The sequence below is a fragment of the Streptomyces sp. SLBN-8D4 genome (assembly GCF_049739545.1).
In the GTDB taxonomy this organism is placed as follows: domain Bacteria; phylum Actinomycetota; class Actinomycetes; order Streptomycetales; family Streptomycetaceae; genus Streptomyces; species Streptomyces canus_C.
Genome location: NZ_JBMGQC010000001.1, coordinates 5,449,406 through 5,470,864, shown reverse-complemented (window position 1 = coordinate 5,470,864; position 21,459 = coordinate 5,449,406). Strand labels below are relative to the sequence as shown.

Here is a 21,459-nt window from a genome sequence, read left to right as displayed (position 1 = left end):
CTGCCGGGCCACCGGCCGGTGAACCGTCAGGCCGCCGCGAGCACGGAGTTCTCCGGCCTGCGCCGGATCACCAGTGCCATCAGCGCCGCCGCCGCGCACAGCGCGCCCGACGCGTACCAGATCATGTCGTACGTGCCGAACACGTCCCGTGCCACACCGCCGAGGAAGGCGATCAGCGCGGCGCCGACCTGGTGGGAGGCGAGGACCCAGCCGAAGACGATCGCGCTGTCCTCGCCGTACTGCTCACGGCACAGGGCGACGGTGGGCGGGACGGTGGCGACCCAGTCGAGGCCGTAGAAGACGATGAAGAAGAGCATCGGCGGGTGCACCGACGGGGCCAGGAGCATGGGCAGGAACAGCAGCGAGACGCCACGCAGGGCGTAGTAGACGGCGAGCAGGCGGCGGGGTTCGAAGCGGTCGGTGAACCAGCCGGAGGCCACCGTGCCGACGACGTCGAACACTCCGATGACGGCGAGCAGCGAGGCGGCGGCCGTGACGGGCATGCCGTGGTCGTGGGCGGCGGGCACGAAGTGGGTCTGGATCAGGCCGTTGGTGGAGGCGCCGCAGATCGCGAAGGTGCCGGCGAGCAGCCAGAAGGGGCCGGTGCGGGCGGCCTTGAACAGGACCGTCACCGCCCGGCGCGCGGCGCCCTGGACCGGCTCCGGCTTCGGCACGAACTCCGTGGCGCCGTACGGCTTCAGGCCCACGTCGGCCGGGTGGTCGCGCAGCAGCAGCCAGACGAAGGGGACCACCGCGAGGGCGGCGAGGGCGACCGTGACGGCCGCCGGGCGCCAGTCGTGCCTCTCCACCATCCAGGACAGCACCGGCAGGAAGATCAGCTGCCCTGAGGCGGAGGCGGCGGTCAGGATGCCGGTGACCAGGCCGCGCCGCTCGGTGAACCAGCGGTTGGTGACGGTCGCGGCGAAGGCCAGCGCCATCGAGCCGCTGCCGAGGCCGACGAGCAGGCCCCAGTAGAGCATCAGCTGCCAGGCGGCCGTCATCCACACGGTCAGGCCGGAGCCGACCGCGATCACGGTCAGCGCGACCGCGACCACCCGCCGGATGCCGAAGCGGTCCATCAGCGCCGCCGCGAAGGGCGCGGTCAGGCCGTACAGCGCGAGGTTGACGGAGACGGCCGCGCCGATGGTGCCGCGCGACCAGCCGAAGTCCTCGTGCAGGGGGTCGATGAGCAGGCCCGGCAGGGAGCGGAAGGCGGCCGCGCCGATGATCGTCACGAAGGTGACGGCGGCGACGAACCACGCGCGGTGGATGCGGAATCCTCCGGGGGACCGGGTTTCCTCGACGGCTGCGGCTTCGGTTGTCTGGGGCACGACATAGAGCGTGCGGCCCGCGGCCCGGCGAATCCATTGGCCCGAAGGACAGTATTCGTTAGGATCGGGCCATGAAGCCGCACCGCGTCGTCGTCCTCGCCATGGACGGCGTCCTGCCGTTCGAGCTGGGCATCCCGCACCGGATCTTCGGCCGCCCCAAGGACGCCCGGGGTCGCCACCTGTACGAGGTCGTCACCGGCTCGATCCGCCCGCCGGGCCCGGTGCGGACCGACGCCGACTTCGACGTCCAGGTCGAGCACGGCCCTCAGGTCCTGGCCACCGCCGACACCGTGATCGTCCCGGCGTCGTACGAACTGGGCCCGGTCTTCGAGCAGGGGGTGCTGACCGACGAACTGGCCGCCGCCCTCGCCCACATCCGCCCCGGCACCCGGCTCGCCTCCATCTGCACCGGCGTCTACGTCCTGGCCGCCGCCGGTTACCTCGACGGGCGCCCCGCCACCACGCACTGGGCCGACTCCGACCGTCTCCAGCGGCTCTTCCCGCAGATCAGGGTCGACCCGGACGTCCTGTTCATCGACGACGGGGACGTCCTGACCTCCGCGGGCGTCGCCGCCGGCATCGACCTGTGCCTGCACATGGTGCGCCGCGACCACGGCACGGCGGTCGCCACCGAGGTGGCCCGCCGCACCGTCGTACCGCCGCACCGCGACGGCGGTCAGGCGCAGTACATCCACCGGCCGGTGCCCGACCCCCAGCAGTCGACCACGACCTCGGCCCGCGCCTGGGCGCTCGGCCGCCTGCACGAGCCGATCCAGCTGCGGGACATGGCCGAGCAGGAGGCCATGTCGGTGCGCACCTTCACCCGCCGCTTCCGCGAGGAGGTCGGCGTCAGCCCCGGCCAGTGGCTCACCCAGGAACGCGTGGAGCGCGCCCGCCACCTCCTGGAGTCCACCGGCCTCTCCGTCGACCAGGTCGCCCACGACGCGGGCTTCGGCACGGCCCAGTCGATGCGCCAGCACCTGCAGTCGGCCCTCGGCGTCACCCCGACCGCCTATCGCCGCACGTTCCGGGCGGGGGTTCCCGACCACCAGGGCCTGTCCTAGAAGGTCAGCACCCCTCGGGCCACCCGCCCCGCCTCCGCGTCCGCCACCGCCTTCTCGAAGTCCTCCACGGGATAGGTCTCCGTGACGAGTTCGTCGAGGAGAAGCCGGCCCTGGCGGTAGAACTCCGCGTAGAGCGGGATGTCCCGCTGGGGACGGGAGGAGCCGTAGCGGCAGCCCAGGATCGACTTGTCCAGGTAGAGGGCGGAGACGAGGAAGGAGGCCTCCGCGCCCGCCGGGGGTACCCCGAGCAGCACCGCCTGACCGTGCCGGTCGAGCAGATCGATCGCCTGGCGGATCAGCTCCACGCGGCCCACGCACTCGAAGGCGTGGTCGGCCCCTGTGGGCAGCACCTCCCGTACCCCCTCCGCCGAGGTCAGGAAGTCCGTCGCCCCGAACTGCCGGGCCGCCGCCTCCTTCGCCGGGTTGGCGTCCACCGCCACGATCCGCGACGCTCCCGCGATCCGGGCACCCTGGATCACGTTGAGCCCGATCCCCCCGGTCCCGATCACCAGCACGCTCTCCCCCTGGTCCACCCGGGCCCGGTTGAGCACGGCTCCCACCCCGGTCAGCACCCCGCACCCGATGAGCGCGGCGGACGTCAGCGGAATGTCCTTCGGGATCCGGACCGCCTGCACGGCCTTCACCACGGTCCGTTCCGCGAAGGCGGAGTTGCAGGCGAACTGGAACACCCGTTCCCCGCCCCGCGAGAAGGGCTTCCGGGGCCGCCCGATGGCCTTGCGGCACATCGTCGGGCGCCCCCGGTCGCAGTCGGCGCAGGCACCGCAGTTGGCGAGCGTCGACAGCGCCACGTGGTCACCGGGCCCGACATGCGTGACCCCCTCCCCCACCGCCTCGACCACGCCGGCGCCCTCGTGCCCCAGCACCACCGGAACCGGGAACGGAATGGTCCCGTCCACGACGGACAGGTCGCTGTGGCACAGCCCGGCCGCCGCGATCGCGACCCGCACCTCGCCCGGCCCCGGGTCCCGCACCTCCAGATCGTCGACGACCTGGACCTGCCTCCCGTCGAACAGCACGCCGCGCATCAGACGACCCCCTTGGGCTCTCTGGGCAGACCGAGCACCCGCTCGGCGATGATGGTCCGCTGGATCTGGTCCGAGCCGCCGTAGATGGTGTCGGCCCGCGAGAACAGGAACAGGTGCTGCAGCGCGTCGAGTTCGTACGGCGAGGAAGCGTGCCACTCCCGGGGCCCGACGGTGGCCTCCGCCCCGCGCACGAGCATCGCCAGCTCCCCGAGCCGCTGATGCCAGCCCGCCCACAGCAGCTTGGCCACACTGGGGGCCCCGCCGTCCCCCGAACCGCCCAGTGTCCGAAGCGCGTTCCACCGCATGGTCCGCAACTCGGCCCACTGCCGCACGAGCAGATCCCGTACGACCGGATCGGCGACCGCGCCCGTACGTACGGCGGCTTGCACCACCTCGGTCAACTCCTGGGCGAATCCCACCTGTTGGGCCAGCGTGGACACCCCGCGCTCGAAGCCCAGCAGGCTCATCGCCACCTGCCAGCCCTGCCCCGCGCCGCCGACGACATGCTCGGCGCGCGCGTGGGCCCCGTCGAAGAAGACCTCGTTGAACTCACTGGTCCCGGTGAGCTGCCGGATGGGCCGCACCTCGACGCGCCCCGGCTGGTCCATGGGAACCAGGAGGAACGTGAGCCCGTGATGCCGGCGCGACTCCGGGTCGGTCCGGGCGAGGACGAAGCACCAGTCCGCCTCGTGAGCGAGGGACGTCCAGATCTTCTGCCCGCTGATCCGGTACGACCCGTCCTCGACCCGCGTGGCCCTCGTCCGCACACCGGCGAGGTCGGACCCCGCCCCGGGCTCGCTGTACCCCTGGCACCACAGCTCCTCCCCGGCGGCGACGGGAGGCAGAAAACGCGCCTTCTGCTCCTCGCTGCCGTGCGCGAGAAGGGTCGGCGCCAGCAGCTTCTCCCCGATGTGCCCGGACCGCGCGGGCGCCCCGGACCGCGCGTACTCCTCGGCCCAGACGACCTGCTGGGTGAGGGTGGCGGTGCGGTTGCCGTAACCGGCCTCGGACCAACCAAGCCCGATCCAACCGGACTTACCGAGGGTTCGTTCCCAGGTACGGCGGTCCTGGTTCCCATCCGCATGGGCGGCAAGCCATTCCCGCACTTCCCCCCGGAACGCCTCATCCTCAGCGCCAAACCCGAAGTCCACAGGGCTCTCCTCTCAACACCGACCGGGTTGAACTCCCCCAGGGGCGCGGGCTGTATCAATCTGCGGCTACCGCCGCGCGGGCGCGACCAGCCACAGACAACCCGCAGCCGCCGGACACCAACCGCCCCCGACCCACTAGGCACCCGGCCCCGAAAGCAACGGCATCGGATCCACCCCCACACTCCCCGGCAAGAACTCCGCGATCGACTCCGGCGTCCACCCGCCGGAGGCATACGCGGCGCGCAACTCCCGAGGCTGAGCCCACACCGCGATCTTCGGCCCCGCCACGGTGTACACCTGCCCGGTGATCTCCCGGGCCGGCTCCGACAGCAGATAGACCACCATGGCGGCCACATCCTCCGGCTCCCCGATCTCCGTCAGGTCGAAGGGAACGTTCGCCGACATCCGCGTACGGGCGACCGGCGCCACCGCGTTCGCGGTCACCCCGTACTTGTGCATCCCGAGCGCCGCACTGCGCACCAGCGAGATGATCCCGCCCTTCGCCGCGCTGTAATTGGCCTGCGAGAAGGACCCCTGGTGATTCCCGCTGGTGAACCCGATCAACGTCCCCGACCGCTGCTGACGCATCACCGCGGAGGCCGCCCGAAAGACCGTGAAGGTCCCCTTCAGATGGGTCGCGAGGACCGGGTCCCACTCCTCCTCGGACATGTTGAACAGCATCCGCTCCCGCAGAATCCCGGCCACGCAGACGACACCGTCAAGGCGCCCGTAAGCGGACAGCGCGGCATCGACGACCCGCTGCCCTCCCGCCATGGTCGAGATGTCGTCGGCCACGGCAACCGCCTCGCCGCCGGCCGCCTCGATCTCCTTCACCACGCCCGAGGCGATCTCGCTCGCGGGAGAGGCTCCGTCCACGGAGACGCCGTAGTCGTTGACGACGACCCGCGCGCCCTCGGCCGCCGCGCCCAGCGCGACCGCCCGCCCGATCCCCCGTCCCGCGCCCGTCACGGCGACGACCCTGCCTGCCAAGAAGTTCCCCACGCCCGGCCCCTTCCCGCGGTTTCTGACGGACCGTTAGATTTTATGACCCGTCAGATGTGCGGACACAAGCCCTGGGGAGGGCCCGATGTCACTTCCGGCCGCGTTCCACGACATCGCCAAGCGCGTGAACAACTGGGGGCGCTGGGGATCCGACGACGAGATCGGCACCCTGAACCTGATCACCGACGAGGTCGTCCGCGGGGCCGTCGCGACCGTCCGCACCGGCCGCCGCGTCCCCCTCGCCCTCCCGCTCAGGCAGGACGGCGTGCAGACCGGGATGATGCCGGGCCGGGTCAACCCGCTGCACGCGATGGTGCAGATCAACCAGGAGATCTTCGGCCCGGGCACGGTCGCGTGCAGCGACGACGCGGTGACCATGGGCCTTCAGGCGGGCACCCACTGGGACGCGCTCACCCACGTCTCGCACTCCGGCCTGCTCTACAACGGCCGCCCGGCCGGCACCATCACCCCGCACGGCGGAGCCGAGTTCAGCGGAATCGACAAGGCGCGGTACGTCCTCTCGCGCGGGGTGCTGCTGGACGTGGCCCGCGCACGGGGCGTGGAGCGGCTCGACGGAGCGCACGCCGTGACGCCCGAGGACCTGGAGGCCGCCGAGGAACTCGCGGGCACGCGGGTGCGTGCCGGGGACATCGTGCTCGTACGGACCGGGCAGATCCAGGTGTATCTCGCCGGAGACAAGGAGGCGTACGCCTATCCGTCGCCGGGCCTGTCGGTCCGCACCCCGGAGTGGTTCCACGCGCGCGATGTGGCCGCGGTCGCCAACGACACGCTCACCTTCGAGATCTTCCCGCCCGAGATCGAGGACCTGTGGCTGCCGGTGCACGCGCTGGACCTGGTGGAGATGGGGATGCTCCAGGGCCAGAACTGGAACCTCGAAGAGTTGTCCACAGCCTGTGGAGAACTTGGCCGGTACGCGTTTCTGCTGTCCGCGATGCCCGAGCCGTTCGTCGGCGGCACCGGAACACCCGTGGCCCCGGTGGCCGTTCTGTGAGGAGGTCGGTCGGCGGCGCGCGCAGGCCCGCCCCGAGCACGGCATCGCGCGCCGCCGTCATCGATTTCCCTCCGCCCCGCGGAAATCGACACCGCGTCACGATCCGCACTCGTCGGGGGTTCCCGTCGCCGGAACCCTCGGCGTCCCCTCGCGGCGAATCGCTGACCACCAGCGTCATCAATCGAACACGGTGCGTCAACACCCGTACGGGGATTTGTTGCTTACGACCCTTTTGTCACGACCGCGCACGGATGCACGTCCCGGCGCACCGCCTCGCGGCGAGGGAGGGGCGAGGGCGGCCCCTGCCACCGTGCGCCGTCACACCGCCTCGAACGCCAGCCCCTCGTAGGCCGAGGCCTCGACGCCGCAGGTCTCCACGACCTGCCGCGGCCGCTCGCAGCGGTCGAGTTCGCACCAGATGCTCTTGCCCGCACCCTCCGGGCTCCAGCCCCAGCGGTCCGCGAGGCCGTCGACGAGGGCCAGGCCGCGGCCGCCGGTCGCGTCACCGTCCACGCAGCGCGGCACCGGGGCCCGGCCGCTGCGGTCGGCGACCTCCAGGCGGACGGTGGCCGACTCCACCTCGGCGCCCGGCAGGGACAACCGCAGGACGGCCGGACGGCCGGTGTGCACCACGGCGTTGGTGACCAGCTCGGACACGAGCAGGATCAGGGTCTCGGCGAGCGATTCGTCGATCCCTGTCCCGGACCCGGCGAGCCGCGAGCGGGCCCACCTCCGGGCTCGCCCCACCTCTGCGGGGTCGGGCCTGATCTCCAGCTGCACTTGAAGCACCTGCACCGCTCACACCATCCGAACCGGCGGGCACATGGCCTCGCGCCTCACGAGGGCCACGATCGTAGCCATTTTTTGCATGACCAGAACAATGACCAAAGCCGGGGTCACAGAACGTGAATCCCTTACGAGACAGCATGGTTGACGTACAGTCACGCCAACAAGCGCTTCGGGCATATTCCAGCGCGAAGGAGTACCCGTGCGGGATACTGTGCGACGCTCCCCACGGGGAGTCGAACAGGCGGTGGACGCAGGTCCTACCGCCCTGCGAGCAGCGGCGCGCATCGCCCAGTCCGGGGCCGCCTCATCGGCAACACCGGCATGGCTCATGCTCGGAACCACTCGCATCTCACACAAGGTACCGGAGCAGGGCGCCGACTCCAGGACGTGACGAGTCACACCTAGGACACAACCCGATATCAACGCTCCGTGATTCCGGTATGCCACAATCCGCGACATCCGCTGGGGACGCACCGGAAAGCGGGCCGGCCACGACCGCCTCAGGCCAGCAGATCGACGGCGAGCGACTCCTCGCTCTGCGCACCGCCGCCGCCCCGCCGGGCCCGCACCCAGGCCCGCTTCAGGTGCAGCTGCACCTCGCACTCCCAGGTGAAGCCCATCCCGCCGTGCACCTGGACACAGTCCCGGGCGCCCCGTCCGGCCGCCTCGTCGGCCAGCAGCCGGGCCGCGGCGATGTCCACCGGGTCCGCGGTCACGGCGGCCGCGTACACCGCGGCCCGGGCCGTCTCCGCCCGCACCAGCATCCGCGCGCACAGATGCTTGACCGCCTGGAAGGCCCCGATCGGCTGCCCGAACTGCTTCCGCGTCCGCGCGTGTTGCACCGCCAGCTCACACACGCGCGTGGCGGTGCCCAGTTGCTCGGCGGCGGTGAGGAGCACGGCGACGGGATCGGCGGCGCGCGCGTGTGCTCCGGGAACCCGGTGCAGCGGCGTCAGCGGATCCACCGACTTAAGGGCTACGGCCCCGGTGGCGTCCCCTCGCACGACGTCCGCCTCCGCCAGCCACTCCACGAGTCCGCCCGGGTCGACGTCGGCCACGACGACCTCCCCCTCGGAGGCCCCGTCCACGACACCCGCCGCGAGGTGGGTCGCCACCAGGGGCCCGGTCAGCAGCGCCCGCCCGGCCTCCTCGAAGACCAACACGGCCTCCGGCAGCCCGAGTCCGACCCCACCGTCAGCCTCCGGCACCCGAAGCGAGAAGAACCCGGCGGCCCCGAGCTCCCGCCAGAGCGCACGGTCCAGCCCGGGCGAGACCACGGCAGCGCGCAGTGCCTCACCGTCGAACCGCCGCGCGAGCAACCCACGCACACCGTCCCGCAACGCCAGCTGATCACCGGTCAGTTGAAACCGCACGACACGTCCCCCCTTTTGACGAGGGTTGCGGTCACCCACCCAGGGGCGCGGGGCTGTGTTCGATGTGCGGCTACCGCCGCGCGGGCGCGACCAGCCCCCACCGGCTCGCACCCACCAAACCACCGCAAGCCGCACTCACCGTCCCTTCGGCAGCCCAAGAACCCGCTCCGCCACGATGTTCCGCTGAATCTGCGAAGTCCCCGCAGCGATCGTGTACGACAACGAGGACAACCGCTCCAGCACCCAGGACTGTTCGAGATCCAGCGACTCCGCACCCAGAACCTCCGCCGCCGCGTCGTACAACTCCTGCCGCGCATGCGAGTACCGGAGTTTGAAGACGGACCCTCCCACCCCCGGCACCCCGCCACTCGCCTCCGCCGCGCTCACGTTCCACTGCGTGAGCCGCCACAGCGCCCGGAACTCCGCGTTCAGCCGCCCCAGTCGTCGCCTGAGCACGGGATCGTCCCAGCGCCCGTTCTCCACTGCCGCGCGGGCGAGTTCACCCAGGACCCGCCGACAGGCGACCACCTCGCCCACGAACGCCGTCCCGCGCTCGAAGGACAGCGTCACCATGGTCACGCGCCAGCCGTCGTTCTCCTCGCCGACCCGGTTCGCCACCGGCACCCGTACCTCGTCGAGGAACACCTCGGCGAACTCGGCGGACCCCGCTAGGGTCCGCAAGGGCCGCACCACGACACCGGGCGAGGACATGGGCATCGCCAGCCAGCTGATCCCGCGATGCTTCGGAGCCGCCGGATCGGTCCGCACCAACAGCTCGCACCAGTCGGCGACTTCGGCGTGCGAGGTCCAGATCTTGGAGCCGGTCACCACATAGTCGTCGCCGTCCCTGCGCGCCCGCGTGCGCAGCGCCGCGAGGTCGCTCCCGGCGTCCGGTTCGCTGAACCCCTGGCACCAGACCTCCTCGCCCCGCAGGATCGGCGGCAGCCAGCGTTCCCGCTGTTCAGGCGTGCCCTCGGCGGCGATCGTGGGCCCCGCGTGAAGCAGTCCGACGAATCCGGCCCCGACATAGGGCGCGCCCGCGGTCTCCGTCTCCTCCAGGAAGATCAGCCGCGTGGTGGGCGACGCGTCCCAGTGCACGTGCGCGTACCCGGCGTCGTACAGCATGTGCTGCCAGCCGAGGTCGTACGCCCTGCGTCCGGGCCAGTCCTGCGGGGACGGCTTCGGCGGCAGCGTGGGGAGCGCCTTGGCGAGCCATTCGCGCAGCCGCGCCCGGAACTCCTCCTCTTCCGGCGTGTACGCGAGATCCATGGCGGCACTCCATATCTGATAGGCCGTCAGATAAAGCTCATGCACGAAGGCTAGGTCGCACACCCCTGGACCGACAAGGCGTCGAGCCCTACGCTCTGCCCACGATCTGACGATCCGTCAGTTCCGTTGCTCCACAAAAGGGGGCCGCCGTGACCGACACCGCCCACGCGCTCAGCGCGTCCCGCACCCTCTGGGAGCTGGCCGCCCGCCGCGCCGACCTGAGCCCCGACCGCCCGGTCCTCCTCCAGGACGACCGCACGCTCACCTTCGGCGAGTTGCGCACGCGCGGCGAGCGGGTGGCGGCCGGCCTGTACGACATGGGCGTACGTCCGGGCACGGTCGTCGCCTGGCAGCTGCCCACCCGTATCGAGACGGCCCTGCTCTCCTTCGCCCTGGCCCGCCTCGGTGCCGTGCAGTCGCCCGTCATCCCCTTCTACCGGGACCGCGAGGTCGGCTTCGCCCTGAGGGAGTCGAAGGCGGAGTTCTTCGCGGTACCGGGCCTCTGGCGCGGCTTCGACCACACGGAGATGGCCCGGCGGCTCGGCGCCAAGGGCGTGTTCGAGGCGTACAACAACCTCCCGGACGGGGACCCGGCCGTCCTCCCCGCCCCGCCCGCCGACGGCACCTCCGTGCGGTGGATCTACTGGACCTCGGGAACCACCTCCGATCCCAAGGGCGTGCTGCACACCGACCGTTCGCTGATCGCGGGCGGCTCCTGCCTCGCGCACGCACTGCGCCTCACGGCGGACGACGTGGGCTCGATGGCCTTCCCGTACGCCCACATCGCGGGCCCGGACTACACCGTGATGCTGCTGCTGTACGGCTTCCCGGCGGTGATGTTCGAGCAGTTCGCGCTGCCGGACGCGCTGGAGGGCTACCGCAGGCACGGGGTGACGGTGGCGGGCGGTTCGACGGCGTTCTACTCGATGTTCCTCACCGAGCAGCGCAGACGGCCCGGCGAGAAGATCATCCCGACCCTGCGGCTGCTCGCCGGCGGCGGGGCGCCCAAGCCGCCGGAGGTCTACCACGCCGTCGTACGCGAGCTGGGGGTGCAGCTGACGCACGGGTACGGCATGACCGAGGTGCCGATGATCACCATGGGGGCTCCGGACGACACGGTGGAGAACCTGGCGACGACCGAGGGACGGCCGCCGGAGGGGATGTCCGTGCGGATCGTGGACGGGGAGGTGCGGCTGAAGGGGGAGGCGGTGTGCCAGGGGTATCTCGACCCGTCCCAGACGGCGGAGGCCTTCGACGAGGCCGGCTATCTGCGCACCGGTGACCTGGGGCGTCTCACCGCGACCGGCCATCTGGTGCTCACCGGGCGGCTCAAGGACGTGATCATCCGCAAGGGCGAGAACATCTCGGCGAAGGAGATCGAGGACCTGCTGGCCGCGCATCCGGCCGTCGGGGACGTGGCGGTGATCGGACTGCCGGACGCCGAGCGCGGGGAGCGCGTGTGTGCCGTGGTGGAACAGCCCGAAGGGGCCGCGGAGCTGACCCTGGACGCGGTAACGGACTATCTGCGCGCGGAAGGGCTGTCGCCGCACAAGCTGCCGGAGCGGCTGGAGGTGGTGGACGCCCTTCCCCGTAACGAGACCCTGCGCAAGGTCCTGAAGTACAAGCTCAGGGAGCGTTATTCGGGGACGGTGAAGTAACGCGCGAAAGCGGGCACGATCTCGGCCTCGCCGACCTTGCCGTCGCCGTCGGTGTCCAGGGTGGCGGCCGCCGCCTGCGCGATGTCCTCGCCCACGCCCAGGATGCGCAGCACGCGCGCGGTGTCCTCGACGGTGGCGCGTCCGTCGCCGTCCTGGTCGGCGACCGCGATCGCCGCGTGCAGGAAGGGGCGCGCGATCTCGGCGAACCGGTCCGGGTTGTCGCGCAGCCGCTTGAGCGCGCCGTTCACGAACTCGTCGCGGGTGATCCGCTGGTCGCCGTCCCGGTCGGCGATCCCGGCCATGCCCTGCCAGAACGCCTCCGCGCCGACGTACAGCGCCTGTCCCTTGTCGGAGCGTGCCGCCGTACCGAACTCCGCGAGCAGCGCCTTGGCCGCCACGTTGAAGTCCTCGCGGTCGATGTAGCCGTTGCCGTCCTGGTCGAAGGTGGCGAACCGGCCGGCGATCCTGCGCTCGTACTCGCTGCTGACCATGTCTCTTCGGACCGCCTCACATCACGTCGGGTGCATCTCGCACGGAGCGTACGGCGCGAGCGGCGCCCCAGGGGCCGGAAGGCGGCGCTTGTGCCAGGACCGGGGGAATTTCGGGACAAGGGCGTGGCACAGGCGGACCTATGCGGACAGTGGTCCCGCCTCCTCGCCGGTCGCCGAGTCCAGGTCCGGGTGGACGTCGAACAGGCGGCGGACGCCCAGCGCGCCGAGGACGCGGTTGACGTGGGAGCCGTCGGCGGCGCCCTGGGCCGGGAGGATCAGGCGCAGGTCGCCCCGGCAGGAGCGGATCAGACGGCGGGAGGCGATGAGGACGCCGACACCGCTGGAATCACAGAAGTAGACCTCGGAGAGGTCGAGGACGAGACTGTGGCGGCCCTCGGCCACCGCGTCGTGCACCCGCGCGCGGAGCACCGGCGAGGTCACCAGGTCCAGCTCGCCCGACACACTGAGCACGGTCCACTCACCCTGCTCGTCACCGGTCACATTGAACGCCACCACCATGCCCTTCATTCGCCGGAAAGCAAACGGAAGCCTTTCCTACGCTTCCTTGCAGCGTGGCTGCCCAGCGGCCGTTCCCTGAAACACAGAGCAAGAAACGGAAACCCTTCTGAAGAGGCTTGTTTTAGTCGGCTTCGATCCTGTTCGATCGGGTCTGATCAATGAGCGAACGGGTAGGGGAAGGTCCACTACCACCTGAGGCCCCTCGGGGGGCGCGCATTGCAACAAAGGGGCGTGCGCTGTCGGAGGTGCCGACTACATTCGAGGAGACGGTCGGGCGCAGGCTTGACCGGACACTTCCGGGGGTGAGGGGGCCGCATGACGAAGAAGGACGCACCGCCCCGCTGGGACCGCAAGATGCAACAGCGGCTCGCACGCGGTGAGGCGGCCGCCCTCGGCGAGCTCTACGACCGTTTCGCTTCACTCGTGCACGGCCTCGCCCACCGCGTGCTCGGAGACGAGCGCGCCGCCGACGGCATCACCCGGGACGTCTTCGCCCACGTCTGGGAGCACCCCGAGTCCTACGACCCCAAACAGGGCCCGCTGCGCTCCTGGGTCGCGGGCCTGACCCACCGCCTGGCCGTGCAGCGGCTGAGGGCCACCGAGACCGCCGCGCTCACCCGGGCCGGCGAGGGCTCCGCCGAGGAACTTGAGCGCAAGGTGCGCCACGCCTCGGTCGCCGCCCGGGCCGACTACATCGTCCAGTCCATGCCCACCCCGCTGCGGGCCGCCCTGGAGCTGGCCTACTTCCAGCGCCGCGACTACCGCCAGGCGGCCGCCGACCTCAGCATCACCGAGGACGAGGCCCGCCGCCGCCTCCGCCTGGGCCTCCAGCTCCTGTCCACGGCACTCGACACCGGAGCGCCCGGCGCTCCGCCGGGATACGGGGGCGCGGCATGAGCGGATCAGGCGGTTTCGAGGCGTACGACGACCAGGACGGCCCCGACGATCACGGGACGGGTCCCGACGGCGGTGGCGGCGGCATGCGCGGCGATGGCACCGGCGGACCGAGCGACCCGGGTGACGCGGGCGACGCGGCCCACCCGCCCCGCATACCCCTCCCCCGCGCCTCCGTCGAGGACACCGGCCGGCCGCTGCCCGCGCTGGACGAACCCGTCCCGCCCCCTGTCCCGGTACTGGAGCACCGCGTGCTGAAGTCGCTGCTCGGGGCGTGGGCGCTCGCCGCGTGTTCCGCGGAGGAGACGGCCGCCGTGGAGGACCACCTCGGCGACTGCGGCTCCTGCGCCGACGAGGCGCTGCGGCTGCGCGGCGCGGTGGGCCTGCTCCAGCGGCCGGAGAGCCTCGATCTGGACCCCGGCCTGCGCACCCGCGTCCTCGACGGCTGCCTCGACCGGCGTCCGCCGCGCATCCCGATTCCCGTCTGGGCGAGGCCGTACGACGCCGAGACCGCCCGCCTCGACGCGCTGCTGCAGGACTTCGGCGACTCCGAGTGGCACGCCCCGGTCAGGCTGCGCTGGTTCGACGCCGACGAGGCCACGAGCCGCCGTACGACGGTCGCCGGGGTCATGGCCCACCTGATGTCGGTCGACGGCCTCGTCGCGATCGCCCTGGGCCTGGACGACCCGCTGGGCGAGACCCGCGCGGACGCGCCCACGCCGTCGGGCCGTACCGAGGCGTACTGGCGGGGCTCGCACTTCCCGCCGACCCGCTCCGTGCGGGCCCCCTGGCGCGAGCAGAGCCACGACCTCGTCCGCACGGTGTCCTTCACCGGCGGCACCGCCGGCAAGCTCGAGGTGGCCTACGGCGACTTCACGCTCCCCCTCCACGACGCGATGCTGGACCGCGCCTTCGAGTGCTGGGTCCACGCGGAGGACATCGCGGAGGCGGTCGACTACCCCTACGACCCCCCGTCCCCCCGCCACCTCAACCGCATGATCGACCTGGCGGCGCGGATGCTGCCCGCGGTACTGGCGCAACGACGGCAGAAGGGGCTGACGTCACCGGCCCACGGACGGCATCTCGTGAGCGCCGGGGGCCCCGGCCGCACCCTGCGACTGGAGATCGAGGGGCTGGGCGGCGGCGAGTGGCTGATCCCGCTCGACTCCCCGGCGGCGGTGGGTTCGGCGGAGCACGAGGTGGCGCATGTGGCGCTGGACGGCGTGGAGTTCTGCCGACTGGCGGCGGGCCACGTGCCTCCGGCGGATGCCGCGGCGGGGCAGGTGGGTGACCGTGACGCGATCAGAGACGTGCTGTTCGCCGCGGCGAGCTTGAGCCGCATGTAGGCGGGGGCTGGTCGAGGGTTCGTCGGCGGCAGTCGGCGAGTGGGGCTTCTCGCGCAGTTCCCCGCGCCCCTAAGAGCACCTGCAGCTGAGCTTGTTCAGGGGCGCGGGGAACTGCGCGAGCAACCACGAACCACCCGCAGCCGCCCCCCAAACAGAAGCCCCCGAGCTCCTAGGCGAACACCACCGTCCGCCGCCCGTTCAGCAGAATCCGCCGCTCCGCATGCCACTTCACGGCCCGCGCCAGCGCCTGGCACTCCACGTCCCGCCCGATCGCGACGAGCTGGTCCGGAGTGACGTCGTGCCCCACCCGCTCGACCTCCTGCTCGATGATCGGCCCCTCGTCGAGGTCCGCGGTCACGTAGTGCGCCGTCGCCCCGATCAGCTTGACCCCGCGCGCATGAGCCTGGTGATACGGCTTCGCGCCCTTGAAGCTCGGCAGGAACGAGTGGTGGATGTTGATGATCTTGCCGCTGAGCTGCTTGCACAGGTCGTCGGAGAGCACCTGCATGTACCGGGCGAGCACGACGAGTTCGACGTCCTGCTCCCGCACCAGCTCGAGCAGCCGCGCCTCCGCCTCGGCCTTGTTCTCCCGCGTCACCGGAATGTGGTGGAAGGGAATGTCGTACGACCCCACGAGCTCGGCGAAGTCGGTGTGGTTGGACACCACGGCGGCGATCTCGACCGGCAGCGCACCGATGCTCGCGCGGAAGAGCAGGTCGTTCAGGCAGTGCCCGAACTTGCTGACCATCAGCACGACCCGCATCCGGTCCTCGGCCCGGTGGATCTGCCAGTCCATGTGGAAGGAGTCACCGATCGCCGCGAACGAGGCCCGCAGCTTGTCCACCGTGACCGGGGCCTCGGCCGAGAAGTGGACGCGCATGAAGAACAGACCCGTGTCGTGGTCGCCGAACTGCTGGCTGTCCTCGATGTTGCAGCCGGTCATGAAGAGGTAGCTCGACACGGCGTGCACGATGCCCTTTTTATCGGGGCAGGACAGGATCAGGACGTACTGGTCGGCGGGGGCGGACTGCTCGTTCATGCAGGACAGGGTCGCATATCGACCGGTGCGGGAGACACCGCGTCCGTCACGCGGACCGGGTCATGATCTGGAGCACCTGGAGTGTGCGCGGCGGCGCGTCGGGGTCCTCCCCGTCGGCCGTCGCCATCCGCACGTGCGCGTCCCGCGCCGCCCGCACCGCGTCCGGCCACCCGGGGTTCTCCATGTACACGGAGACGGGGGCGTCCGGTCCGACCTGGTGCATGATCCGCAGCACCCGCAGCACGGCGGTGTCGACGAGGGCCGCCTCCTGGGAGTCCCGGAAGATCGTGCCGACGTATTTCTCGGCGGACCAGTTGTCCAGCCAGGTGTCCTCGACGAGGCGGTACACGGCGTCGGTGACGTCCCCGTACCCCTCGACACCGGCCAGCCAGACGTTCTGCTGGAACCCTGGGTCGGAGAGCATGTGCAGCGCGGAACGCACATTGCTGCGCCAGCGCCACCACGGCATGTCGTTCTGTGGCATGCCGCCCATGGTGGGGGAGCGACGGCCGCGACGGGAAGAGTTCTCCGAACCTTGCACGGTCACCGATCGTACGTTCTTCCCCCATACGTGCCGCACAGACCCTCGCTGTTCACCCTTACGTCACCGTTCGTCGACCGAGAGTCACTCCCGAGTTGGGGATGTGGCGGAAGCGTGTGTGCCCATGACCGGCAGGCGACGCATCCGCAGCCCTTTGCTCCCCCGGCACCACCGGCCCGTCAGAGCCACCGCCCTCGCGGCGGGAGCCCTGGCGGCGTGTGCCTCCCTCGTCGCCGGTTGCGGGGTCGTCCCCGGTACCGCGGGGGGTTCCGGGGGCGGCCCGATCAAGGTGATGACGTGGGCCCCCGAGGACACCAAGGCGACCAACAAGCCCGGCATGCCGGCCTTCGCCCGGGCCTACGCCCGCTGGATCAACTCCAGGGGCGGTATCAACGGCCGTAAGCTCACCGTCCTGACCTGCAACGACCACAACGACGGCGTGTCCGCGGCGAAGTGCGCCCGGCGCGCGGTCAAGGAGCACGTCGTCGCGGTCGTCGGCTCCTACAGCCAGTACGGCGACTCCTTCTTCCCGCCGCTGGAGGGCGCGGGCATCCCCTACATCGGCGGCTACGGCGTCACCAACGACGAGTTCACCAGCCCGCTGTCCTACCCCGTCAACGGCGGCCAGCCCACGCTCCTGGCAGGCCTCGGCAAGGAGCTCGCCGCGGCCTGCGGCAACGTGACCCTCGTACGGCCCGACACCATCGCGGGCGACGAGCTGCCCGTCCTGCTGGACTCCGGGCTGACCACCGGCCGGCACCGGGCCGCGAGCGACGTGCGGGCGGCGGACGACGCCACCGAGTACTCGGCGCAGTCGACGAAGGCGCTCGACAGCTCGACGTCCGGCTCGCGGGCCGCCGGCTCGAAGGAGGGGTGTGTGGTGCCCGCGCTCGGCGACCGCACCAGCACCTTCATGGACTCCTTCCGGCGCGCCCGCGAGGACTACCCGGCCGTGCGCACCGCGATGGCGATGGGCAGCGTCGACCAGACGGTGATCGACGCGTCCGGCGGGGCCTCGGGGCCCTACGAGGGCTCGTACATCACCGGCTGGTACCCGGTGGAGAGCGACGCCCGCTGGGACGCGATGAAGAAGGTCATCAACACGGAGGCCTTCGGCGACAACCGCATCGACTCGGCGGACGCAGGGGTGCAGACCACCTGGATCGCCTACACGGTGTTCGAGAAGGCCGTCGAGTCGCTGGGCGGCGGCGAGGTGTCCGCCGACAGCGTGCGCGGCGCCCTCAACGACGGCCTCAAGATCTCGACCGGCGGTCTGACGCCGACCCTCCAGTGGGCCACCCGGGACACCTGGAGCTCCGCCGACGACCTCGCCTCGGTCGGCTTCCCGCGCATGGTCAACGCCCATGTGACGCTCCAACTGGTGCGCCGGGGCCAGCTCGTGGCGGCGCGCACGGGCTTCACCGACGTGACGAAGACGCTCCAGAACGCGGACGTCAACTGAACCGCGACGTCAGCTGAACCGCGGGGGGCGCCTGGACGCCCCCCGCGGACCGTTCACAGCTGGGTGGCGGTGCGCTCGGTCAGGCTGTACTTCTTGGCGATCGCGTTCCACAGCCGGGCCGCCCTGGCCTTCTCGGTGCTGGCGGTGCCGCTGTCCCGGTTGCCGGCCTGGGTCTGACCCGTGGTGCGGGCCTGGCCCTTCTTGCAGCCCTTCCTGCCGGCCGCCTGGTCGGCCCAGGCCGCGTAGTGGTTGTCGGCGGACGCGGACGCCTGCCAGGCCCTGGTGAGGGCGGCGGTCAGCTCGGCGTGGCCCGCCAGTCGGTCGACCGAGAGCGTCTTGAGCCGGGTCACCAGGCCGGTGCGCTGGGCCGCCGCGTCCCGCAGGTCCTGGGCCGCCTGGCCGAGGTTCTTGCAGGACTTCACGTTCGCCACCGCGCTGATCACCGAGGAACGGCTGTTGCCGCTGTCGGCGAGCAGCTTGTCCAGCTCGCCGGCCTGCGCCTTCGCCGGGTCGGCGGCCGGCGAGGAGGAGCCGCCGGTCGCGGGAGCCGTCGCCGACACGGTCTGGTTCTTGTCGCCCCCGTCGCCGCCCCCGCCCCCGGCGAGCAGCGCGCCCGCGCCGACGCCGAGCACGACGATGCCGATGCCCACGGCGGCGATGACCGGCACCCGAGACCGCTTGCGGCCGCCTCGGTCGCCGTCGTCGTAGAGCTCGGCGCCCGGCGGGCCGTACGGCGGCTGGGCCCCGTACGCGGGCTGCTGGGCTCCGTACGGCGGCTGGGTGCCGTACGGCGGCTGCTGGGCCCCGTACGCGGGCGGTACGGCCTCGGGCTGGGCGAAGCGCGGCATCTGCTGCGTGGACGCGGCGCCCTCACCGCCCGGGCCGCTGCGGAAGAGGTTGTCGAAGTCGGAGGGCGGCTGCCGCTCCCCGCCGTAGGGCGCGCCGGGGGCCTGTCCGGGCACGGGCGCGATGAACTGCGTGGCCTCGGCGTCGGGGCCCGGGTTGTGCGAGGGCTGCGCGCCGTACGGGGCGTGCGGGTGCTGTCCGGGGTACCGCGCCGCCTCGGCGGACACCTCGGGCGGCAGCTCGCCGGGGCGGACGGGCGGGAGGAACTGCGTGGCGCCCTCATGGGCGGCGGGACCTGCCGCGACCGGCGGGAGGAACTGGGTGGCGCCCTCGTCGGCCGGCGGCAGGGGCGCGGAGGCGGGGGTACCGGGGGCCGACGGGAGGGGCCGGCCCACGGGCGGCAGGTAATAGGAGGTCGGCTCGTTCGAGTCGTACCCCGGCGCGGCCTGCTGCTGCGGCGCACCGCTCCCGGGAGCCTCGTAGGGCGCGACCTGGCCCTGCTGCGGGGGCAGCGGCTGGGACTGGGGGGCGGGCCCGCCCACGGGCGGCAGGTAGTAGGACGTCGGCTCGTCGGTGTCGTACCCCGGCGCGGGCAGCGGCTGGGACTGAGCCTGGGCCTGGGACTGCGGCGGTATGCCGCCGGGCTGCTGGGGCGCGCCCCAGGTCTGGGCGGACGGCTGCGACCAGTCCTGGTGCTGCGGCTGGGCCTGATCCTGCTGGTGCTGCTGGGCCTGGTCCTGCTGCTGGCCGGGACCCCACGGGGTGCCCCAGGCCTGGCCGCCGGGCGGCTGACCGTAGGCCGCGTCGGCGGCCGGTCCGGGCTGGCCCGCCTGCGGAGGGCTGCCGTAGCCACCCTGCTGCGGGGGGCCGTAACCGGGCTGCGGACCGCCGTGTCCACCCGTCTGTCCCGGCAGCAGGGGTTCCCCGCCGTCGGAGGGCAGCACGATGCCTTCGCGCGCTTCGCGCGCCGAGGGCTGCTCGCCCTGTCCACTCTGCGTCACCGGGACTCCTACTTATGGGGGAACTTCGGAATCGTCGGCTCACGCTACCGGGTCCTCCGAGCCCGGTGCCACGTAGCACAGGACGTGACCTGCGCCCCTGTGACCGCAGTAACAGGTCCCGGGAGATCACGTGACGATTCCGGGCTCCTATCCGCTGTACATGTCCTCCTTCACGCGGCCGCCTGAAGATCCAGCCGGGCCCCGAACTCCCTCACGACGGGCTCGTCCCGGAACGGCTCCAGGCGCTGCTGGAAGTCGTCGAGGTACTCCGCGCCCCGGTTGGAGCGCAGCGTCTCCAGCAACTCGACCGCTTTCAGGCCGGTGTTGCAGGCCTGCTCGACCTCGCGCTGCTGCACCTGCGCGGAGGCGAGAAGGACCAGGCCGATGGCCCGGCGGCGCGCCTTGTTCTCGGGAAGACCGTCCAGGGACTCCTGGGCGCACCGCGCCGCCGCCTCGGCCTGACCGAGGTCACGGTGGCAGTGGGCCAACTCGTCGGCCAGATAGGCCTCGTCGAAGTGCGCGATCCATGCCGGGTCGTCACCGGAGGAGGGGTCCGCCGCCTCCAGGGCGTGCACGGCCCGTCCGGACGCCGCCTGGGTGGCCCGCACGTCGCCCAGGAGCGCGTGCCCGCGGGCCTCGGCCGCGTGGAACATCGCCTCCGCGCGCGGTGTCACCCGCCCCCGCGCCCCTTCCTGCGCCGCCCGCGCCAACTGGGCGATCTCCCGCGGGTTCCCGAGCTGCGCGGCGAGGTGGCTCATGGACGCGGCGAGCACATAGCCGCCGTACCCGCGGTCGCCGGCCGCCTGCGCGAGCCGCAGCGCCTGGATGTAGTACCGCTGGGCCAGGCCCGGTTGACCGGTGTCGATCGCCATGTACCCGGCGAGTTCGGTCAACCGCGCTACGGCCGCGAACAGTTCCCGCCCGGTCGCCTCCCGGTACGACCCCGCGAGCAGCCCGGAGACCACGCTGTTGAGGTAGTGCACGACGACCGGGCGCACATGCCCGCTGCCGTACTGGTGGTCGAGGTCGACGAGCGCCTGGGTCATCGCGCGCACGGCCGCCACGTCGGACTGCCCCACGCGCGGGCCCGCCTGGCGCGCCACCTGCGAGTCGGGCGAGGAGATCAGCCAGTCGCGGCTCGGCTCGACCAGCGCGGACGCGGCGACCGAGGAGCCGGACAGGAAGTCCCGGCGGCCCACGTCACTGCGCCACAGCTCACACACCTGCTCGATGGCGCCCAGGACCGTCGGCGAGAACTGGAGCCCGACGCCGGAGGCGAGGTTCTTGCCGTTGGCCATGCCGATCTCGTCGATCGTGACCGTACGGCCGAGTTTGCGCCCGAGGGCCTCCGCGATGATCGCGGGCGCCCGGCCCCGCGGCTGCTGTCCGCGCAGCCAACGGGCCACGGACGTCTTGTCGTAGCGCAGGTCGAGGCCGTGCTCGGCGCCGCACATGTTGACCCGGCGGGCCAGCCCGGCGTTCGAGCACCCCGCCTCCTGGATGAGCGCCTGCAGCCGTTCGTTCGGCTGCCGCGCGACGAGAGGCCTTGCGGCCATGGCGTACCCCCTGTGGCTGCGGTGCCTGCCCACGCACCGAGTTGACGTGTCTTCCACCGAAAAGTTCCG

19 protein-coding genes are annotated in these 21,459 nt (G+C 71.9%); 6 read left to right on the top strand and 13 right to left on the bottom strand.

The window, feature by feature from the left end:
• Positions 1 to 26: 26 nt before the first annotated feature.
• On the bottom strand, positions 27 to 1,331 hold the full coding sequence (locus RKD20_RS24870; RefSeq protein WP_424879642.1) for an MFS transporter: 1,305 nt from the start codon (positions 1,329 to 1,331) through the stop codon (positions 27 to 29).
• A 71-nt stretch (positions 1,332 to 1,402) separates the two neighbouring features.
• Between RKD20_RS24870 and RKD20_RS24865 the strand changes: the two genes are divergently transcribed.
• Positions 1,403 to 2,395, top strand: a complete 993-nt coding sequence (locus RKD20_RS24865) for a GlxA family transcriptional regulator (protein WP_424879641.1) — start codon at positions 1,403 to 1,405, stop codon at positions 2,393 to 2,395.
• Here RKD20_RS24865 and RKD20_RS24860 read toward each other — a convergent pair.
• The 3 genes from RKD20_RS24860 to RKD20_RS24850 all read right to left on the bottom strand — a co-directional run bounded on the left by RKD20_RS24860 (position 2,392) and on the right by RKD20_RS24850 (position 5,594).
• Complete coding sequence (locus RKD20_RS24860; protein WP_424879640.1) at positions 2,392 to 3,441, bottom strand: Zn-dependent alcohol dehydrogenase; 1,050 nt, start codon at positions 3,439 to 3,441, stop codon at positions 2,392 to 2,394. The two genes, RKD20_RS24865 and RKD20_RS24860, sit on opposite strands and share 4 nt — an antisense overlap.
• A complete protein-coding gene (locus RKD20_RS24855) occupies positions 3,441 to 4,592 on the bottom strand; it encodes an acyl-CoA dehydrogenase family protein (protein ID WP_424879639.1) in 1,152 nt (383 codons plus the stop codon). The genes RKD20_RS24860 and RKD20_RS24855 overlap by 1 nt, the downstream gene beginning before the upstream one ends.
• A gap of 135 nt (positions 4,593 to 4,727) precedes the next feature.
• On the bottom strand, positions 4,728 to 5,594 hold the full coding sequence (locus tag RKD20_RS24850) for an SDR family oxidoreductase (RefSeq protein WP_424879638.1): 867 nt from the start codon (positions 5,592 to 5,594) through the stop codon (positions 4,728 to 4,730).
• Positions 5,595 to 5,679: 85 nt separating this feature from the next.
• On the opposite strand from RKD20_RS24850, the gene RKD20_RS24845 reads away from it, so the two are divergent.
• The gene (locus RKD20_RS24845) at positions 5,680 to 6,606 is read left to right on the top strand and encodes a cyclase family protein (RefSeq protein WP_424879637.1); all 927 of its coding nucleotides are present in this window, start codon (positions 5,680 to 5,682) and stop codon (positions 6,604 to 6,606) included.
• Positions 6,607 to 6,924: 318 nt separating this feature from the next.
• On the opposite strand, the gene RKD20_RS24840 is transcribed toward RKD20_RS24845, so the two are convergent.
• The 3 genes from RKD20_RS24840 to RKD20_RS24830 all read right to left on the bottom strand — a co-directional run bounded on the left by RKD20_RS24840 (position 6,925) and on the right by RKD20_RS24830 (position 10,037).
• Positions 6,925 to 7,386, bottom strand: coding sequence for an ATP-binding protein (locus RKD20_RS24840; protein ID WP_424883309.1), 462 nt, complete (start codon positions 7,384 to 7,386; stop codon positions 6,925 to 6,927).
• 509 nt (positions 7,387 to 7,895) lie between these two features.
• Complete coding sequence (locus RKD20_RS24835) at positions 7,896 to 8,768, bottom strand: acyl-CoA dehydrogenase family protein (RefSeq protein WP_424879636.1); 873 nt, start codon at positions 8,766 to 8,768, stop codon at positions 7,896 to 7,898.
• Positions 8,769 to 8,903: 135 nt separating this feature from the next.
• Entirely contained in the window at positions 8,904 to 10,037 is a 1,134-nt protein-coding gene (locus RKD20_RS24830) for an acyl-CoA dehydrogenase family protein (RefSeq protein ID WP_424879635.1), read from the bottom strand.
• A gap of 149 nt (positions 10,038 to 10,186) precedes the next feature.
• On the opposite strand from RKD20_RS24830, the gene RKD20_RS24825 reads away from it, so the two are divergent.
• A complete protein-coding gene (locus RKD20_RS24825; protein ID WP_424879634.1) occupies positions 10,187 to 11,695 on the top strand; it encodes a class I adenylate-forming enzyme family protein in 1,509 nt (502 codons plus the stop codon).
• Here RKD20_RS24825 and RKD20_RS24820 read toward each other — a convergent pair.
• On the bottom strand, positions 11,674 to 12,186 hold the full coding sequence (locus RKD20_RS24820) for an EF-hand domain-containing protein (protein ID WP_424879633.1): 513 nt from the start codon (positions 12,184 to 12,186) through the stop codon (positions 11,674 to 11,676). The two genes, RKD20_RS24825 and RKD20_RS24820, sit on opposite strands and share 22 nt — an antisense overlap.
• 138 nt (positions 12,187 to 12,324) lie before the next feature.
• Positions 12,325 to 12,705, bottom strand: a complete 381-nt coding sequence (locus RKD20_RS24815; protein ID WP_424883308.1) for an STAS domain-containing protein — start codon at positions 12,703 to 12,705, stop codon at positions 12,325 to 12,327.
• 315 nt (positions 12,706 to 13,020) lie between these two features.
• On the opposite strand from RKD20_RS24815, the gene RKD20_RS24810 reads away from it, so the two are divergent.
• Together RKD20_RS24810 and RKD20_RS24805 are read left to right on the top strand one after the other, a co-directional pair.
• Complete coding sequence (locus RKD20_RS24810; RefSeq protein ID WP_020121755.1) at positions 13,021 to 13,602, top strand: sigma-70 family RNA polymerase sigma factor; 582 nt, start codon at positions 13,021 to 13,023, stop codon at positions 13,600 to 13,602.
• On the top strand, positions 13,599 to 14,945 hold the full coding sequence (locus tag RKD20_RS24805) for a zf-HC2 domain-containing protein (RefSeq protein ID WP_424879632.1): 1,347 nt from the start codon (positions 13,599 to 13,601) through the stop codon (positions 14,943 to 14,945). The genes RKD20_RS24810 and RKD20_RS24805 overlap by 4 nt, the downstream gene beginning before the upstream one ends.
• 169 nt (positions 14,946 to 15,114) lie before the next feature.
• Here RKD20_RS24805 and purU read toward each other — a convergent pair whose 3' ends face one another.
• Both purU and RKD20_RS24795 read right to left on the bottom strand, forming a co-directional pair.
• A complete protein-coding gene (purU, locus tag RKD20_RS24800) occupies positions 15,115 to 15,984 on the bottom strand; it encodes a formyltetrahydrofolate deformylase (RefSeq protein WP_424879631.1) in 870 nt (289 codons plus the stop codon).
• 46 nt (positions 15,985 to 16,030) lie between these two features.
• Positions 16,031 to 16,531 carry an SCO4402 family protein gene (locus RKD20_RS24795; protein WP_007382799.1) on the bottom strand — a complete coding sequence of 167 codons (501 nt, stop codon included), beginning with the start codon at positions 16,529 to 16,531 and terminating at the stop codon, positions 16,031 to 16,033.
• Between the two features lie 118 nt (positions 16,532 to 16,649).
• Between RKD20_RS24795 and RKD20_RS24790 the strand changes: the two genes are divergently transcribed.
• On the top strand, positions 16,650 to 17,987 hold the full coding sequence (locus RKD20_RS24790) for an ABC transporter substrate-binding protein (RefSeq protein WP_424879630.1): 1,338 nt from the start codon (positions 16,650 to 16,652) through the stop codon (positions 17,985 to 17,987).
• Positions 17,988 to 18,040: 53 nt separating this feature from the next.
• Here the strand turns inward: RKD20_RS24790 and RKD20_RS24785 are convergent, their stop codons facing one another.
• Together RKD20_RS24785 and RKD20_RS24780 are read right to left on the bottom strand one after the other, a co-directional pair.
• Entirely contained in the window at positions 18,041 to 19,834 is a 1,794-nt protein-coding gene (locus RKD20_RS24785) for a hypothetical protein (protein WP_424879629.1), read from the bottom strand.
• Positions 19,835 to 20,004: 170 nt separating this feature from the next.
• Complete coding sequence (locus RKD20_RS24780; RefSeq protein ID WP_424879628.1) at positions 20,005 to 21,390, bottom strand: transcriptional regulator; 1,386 nt, start codon at positions 21,388 to 21,390, stop codon at positions 20,005 to 20,007.
• Positions 21,391 to 21,459 lie beyond the last annotated feature (69 nt).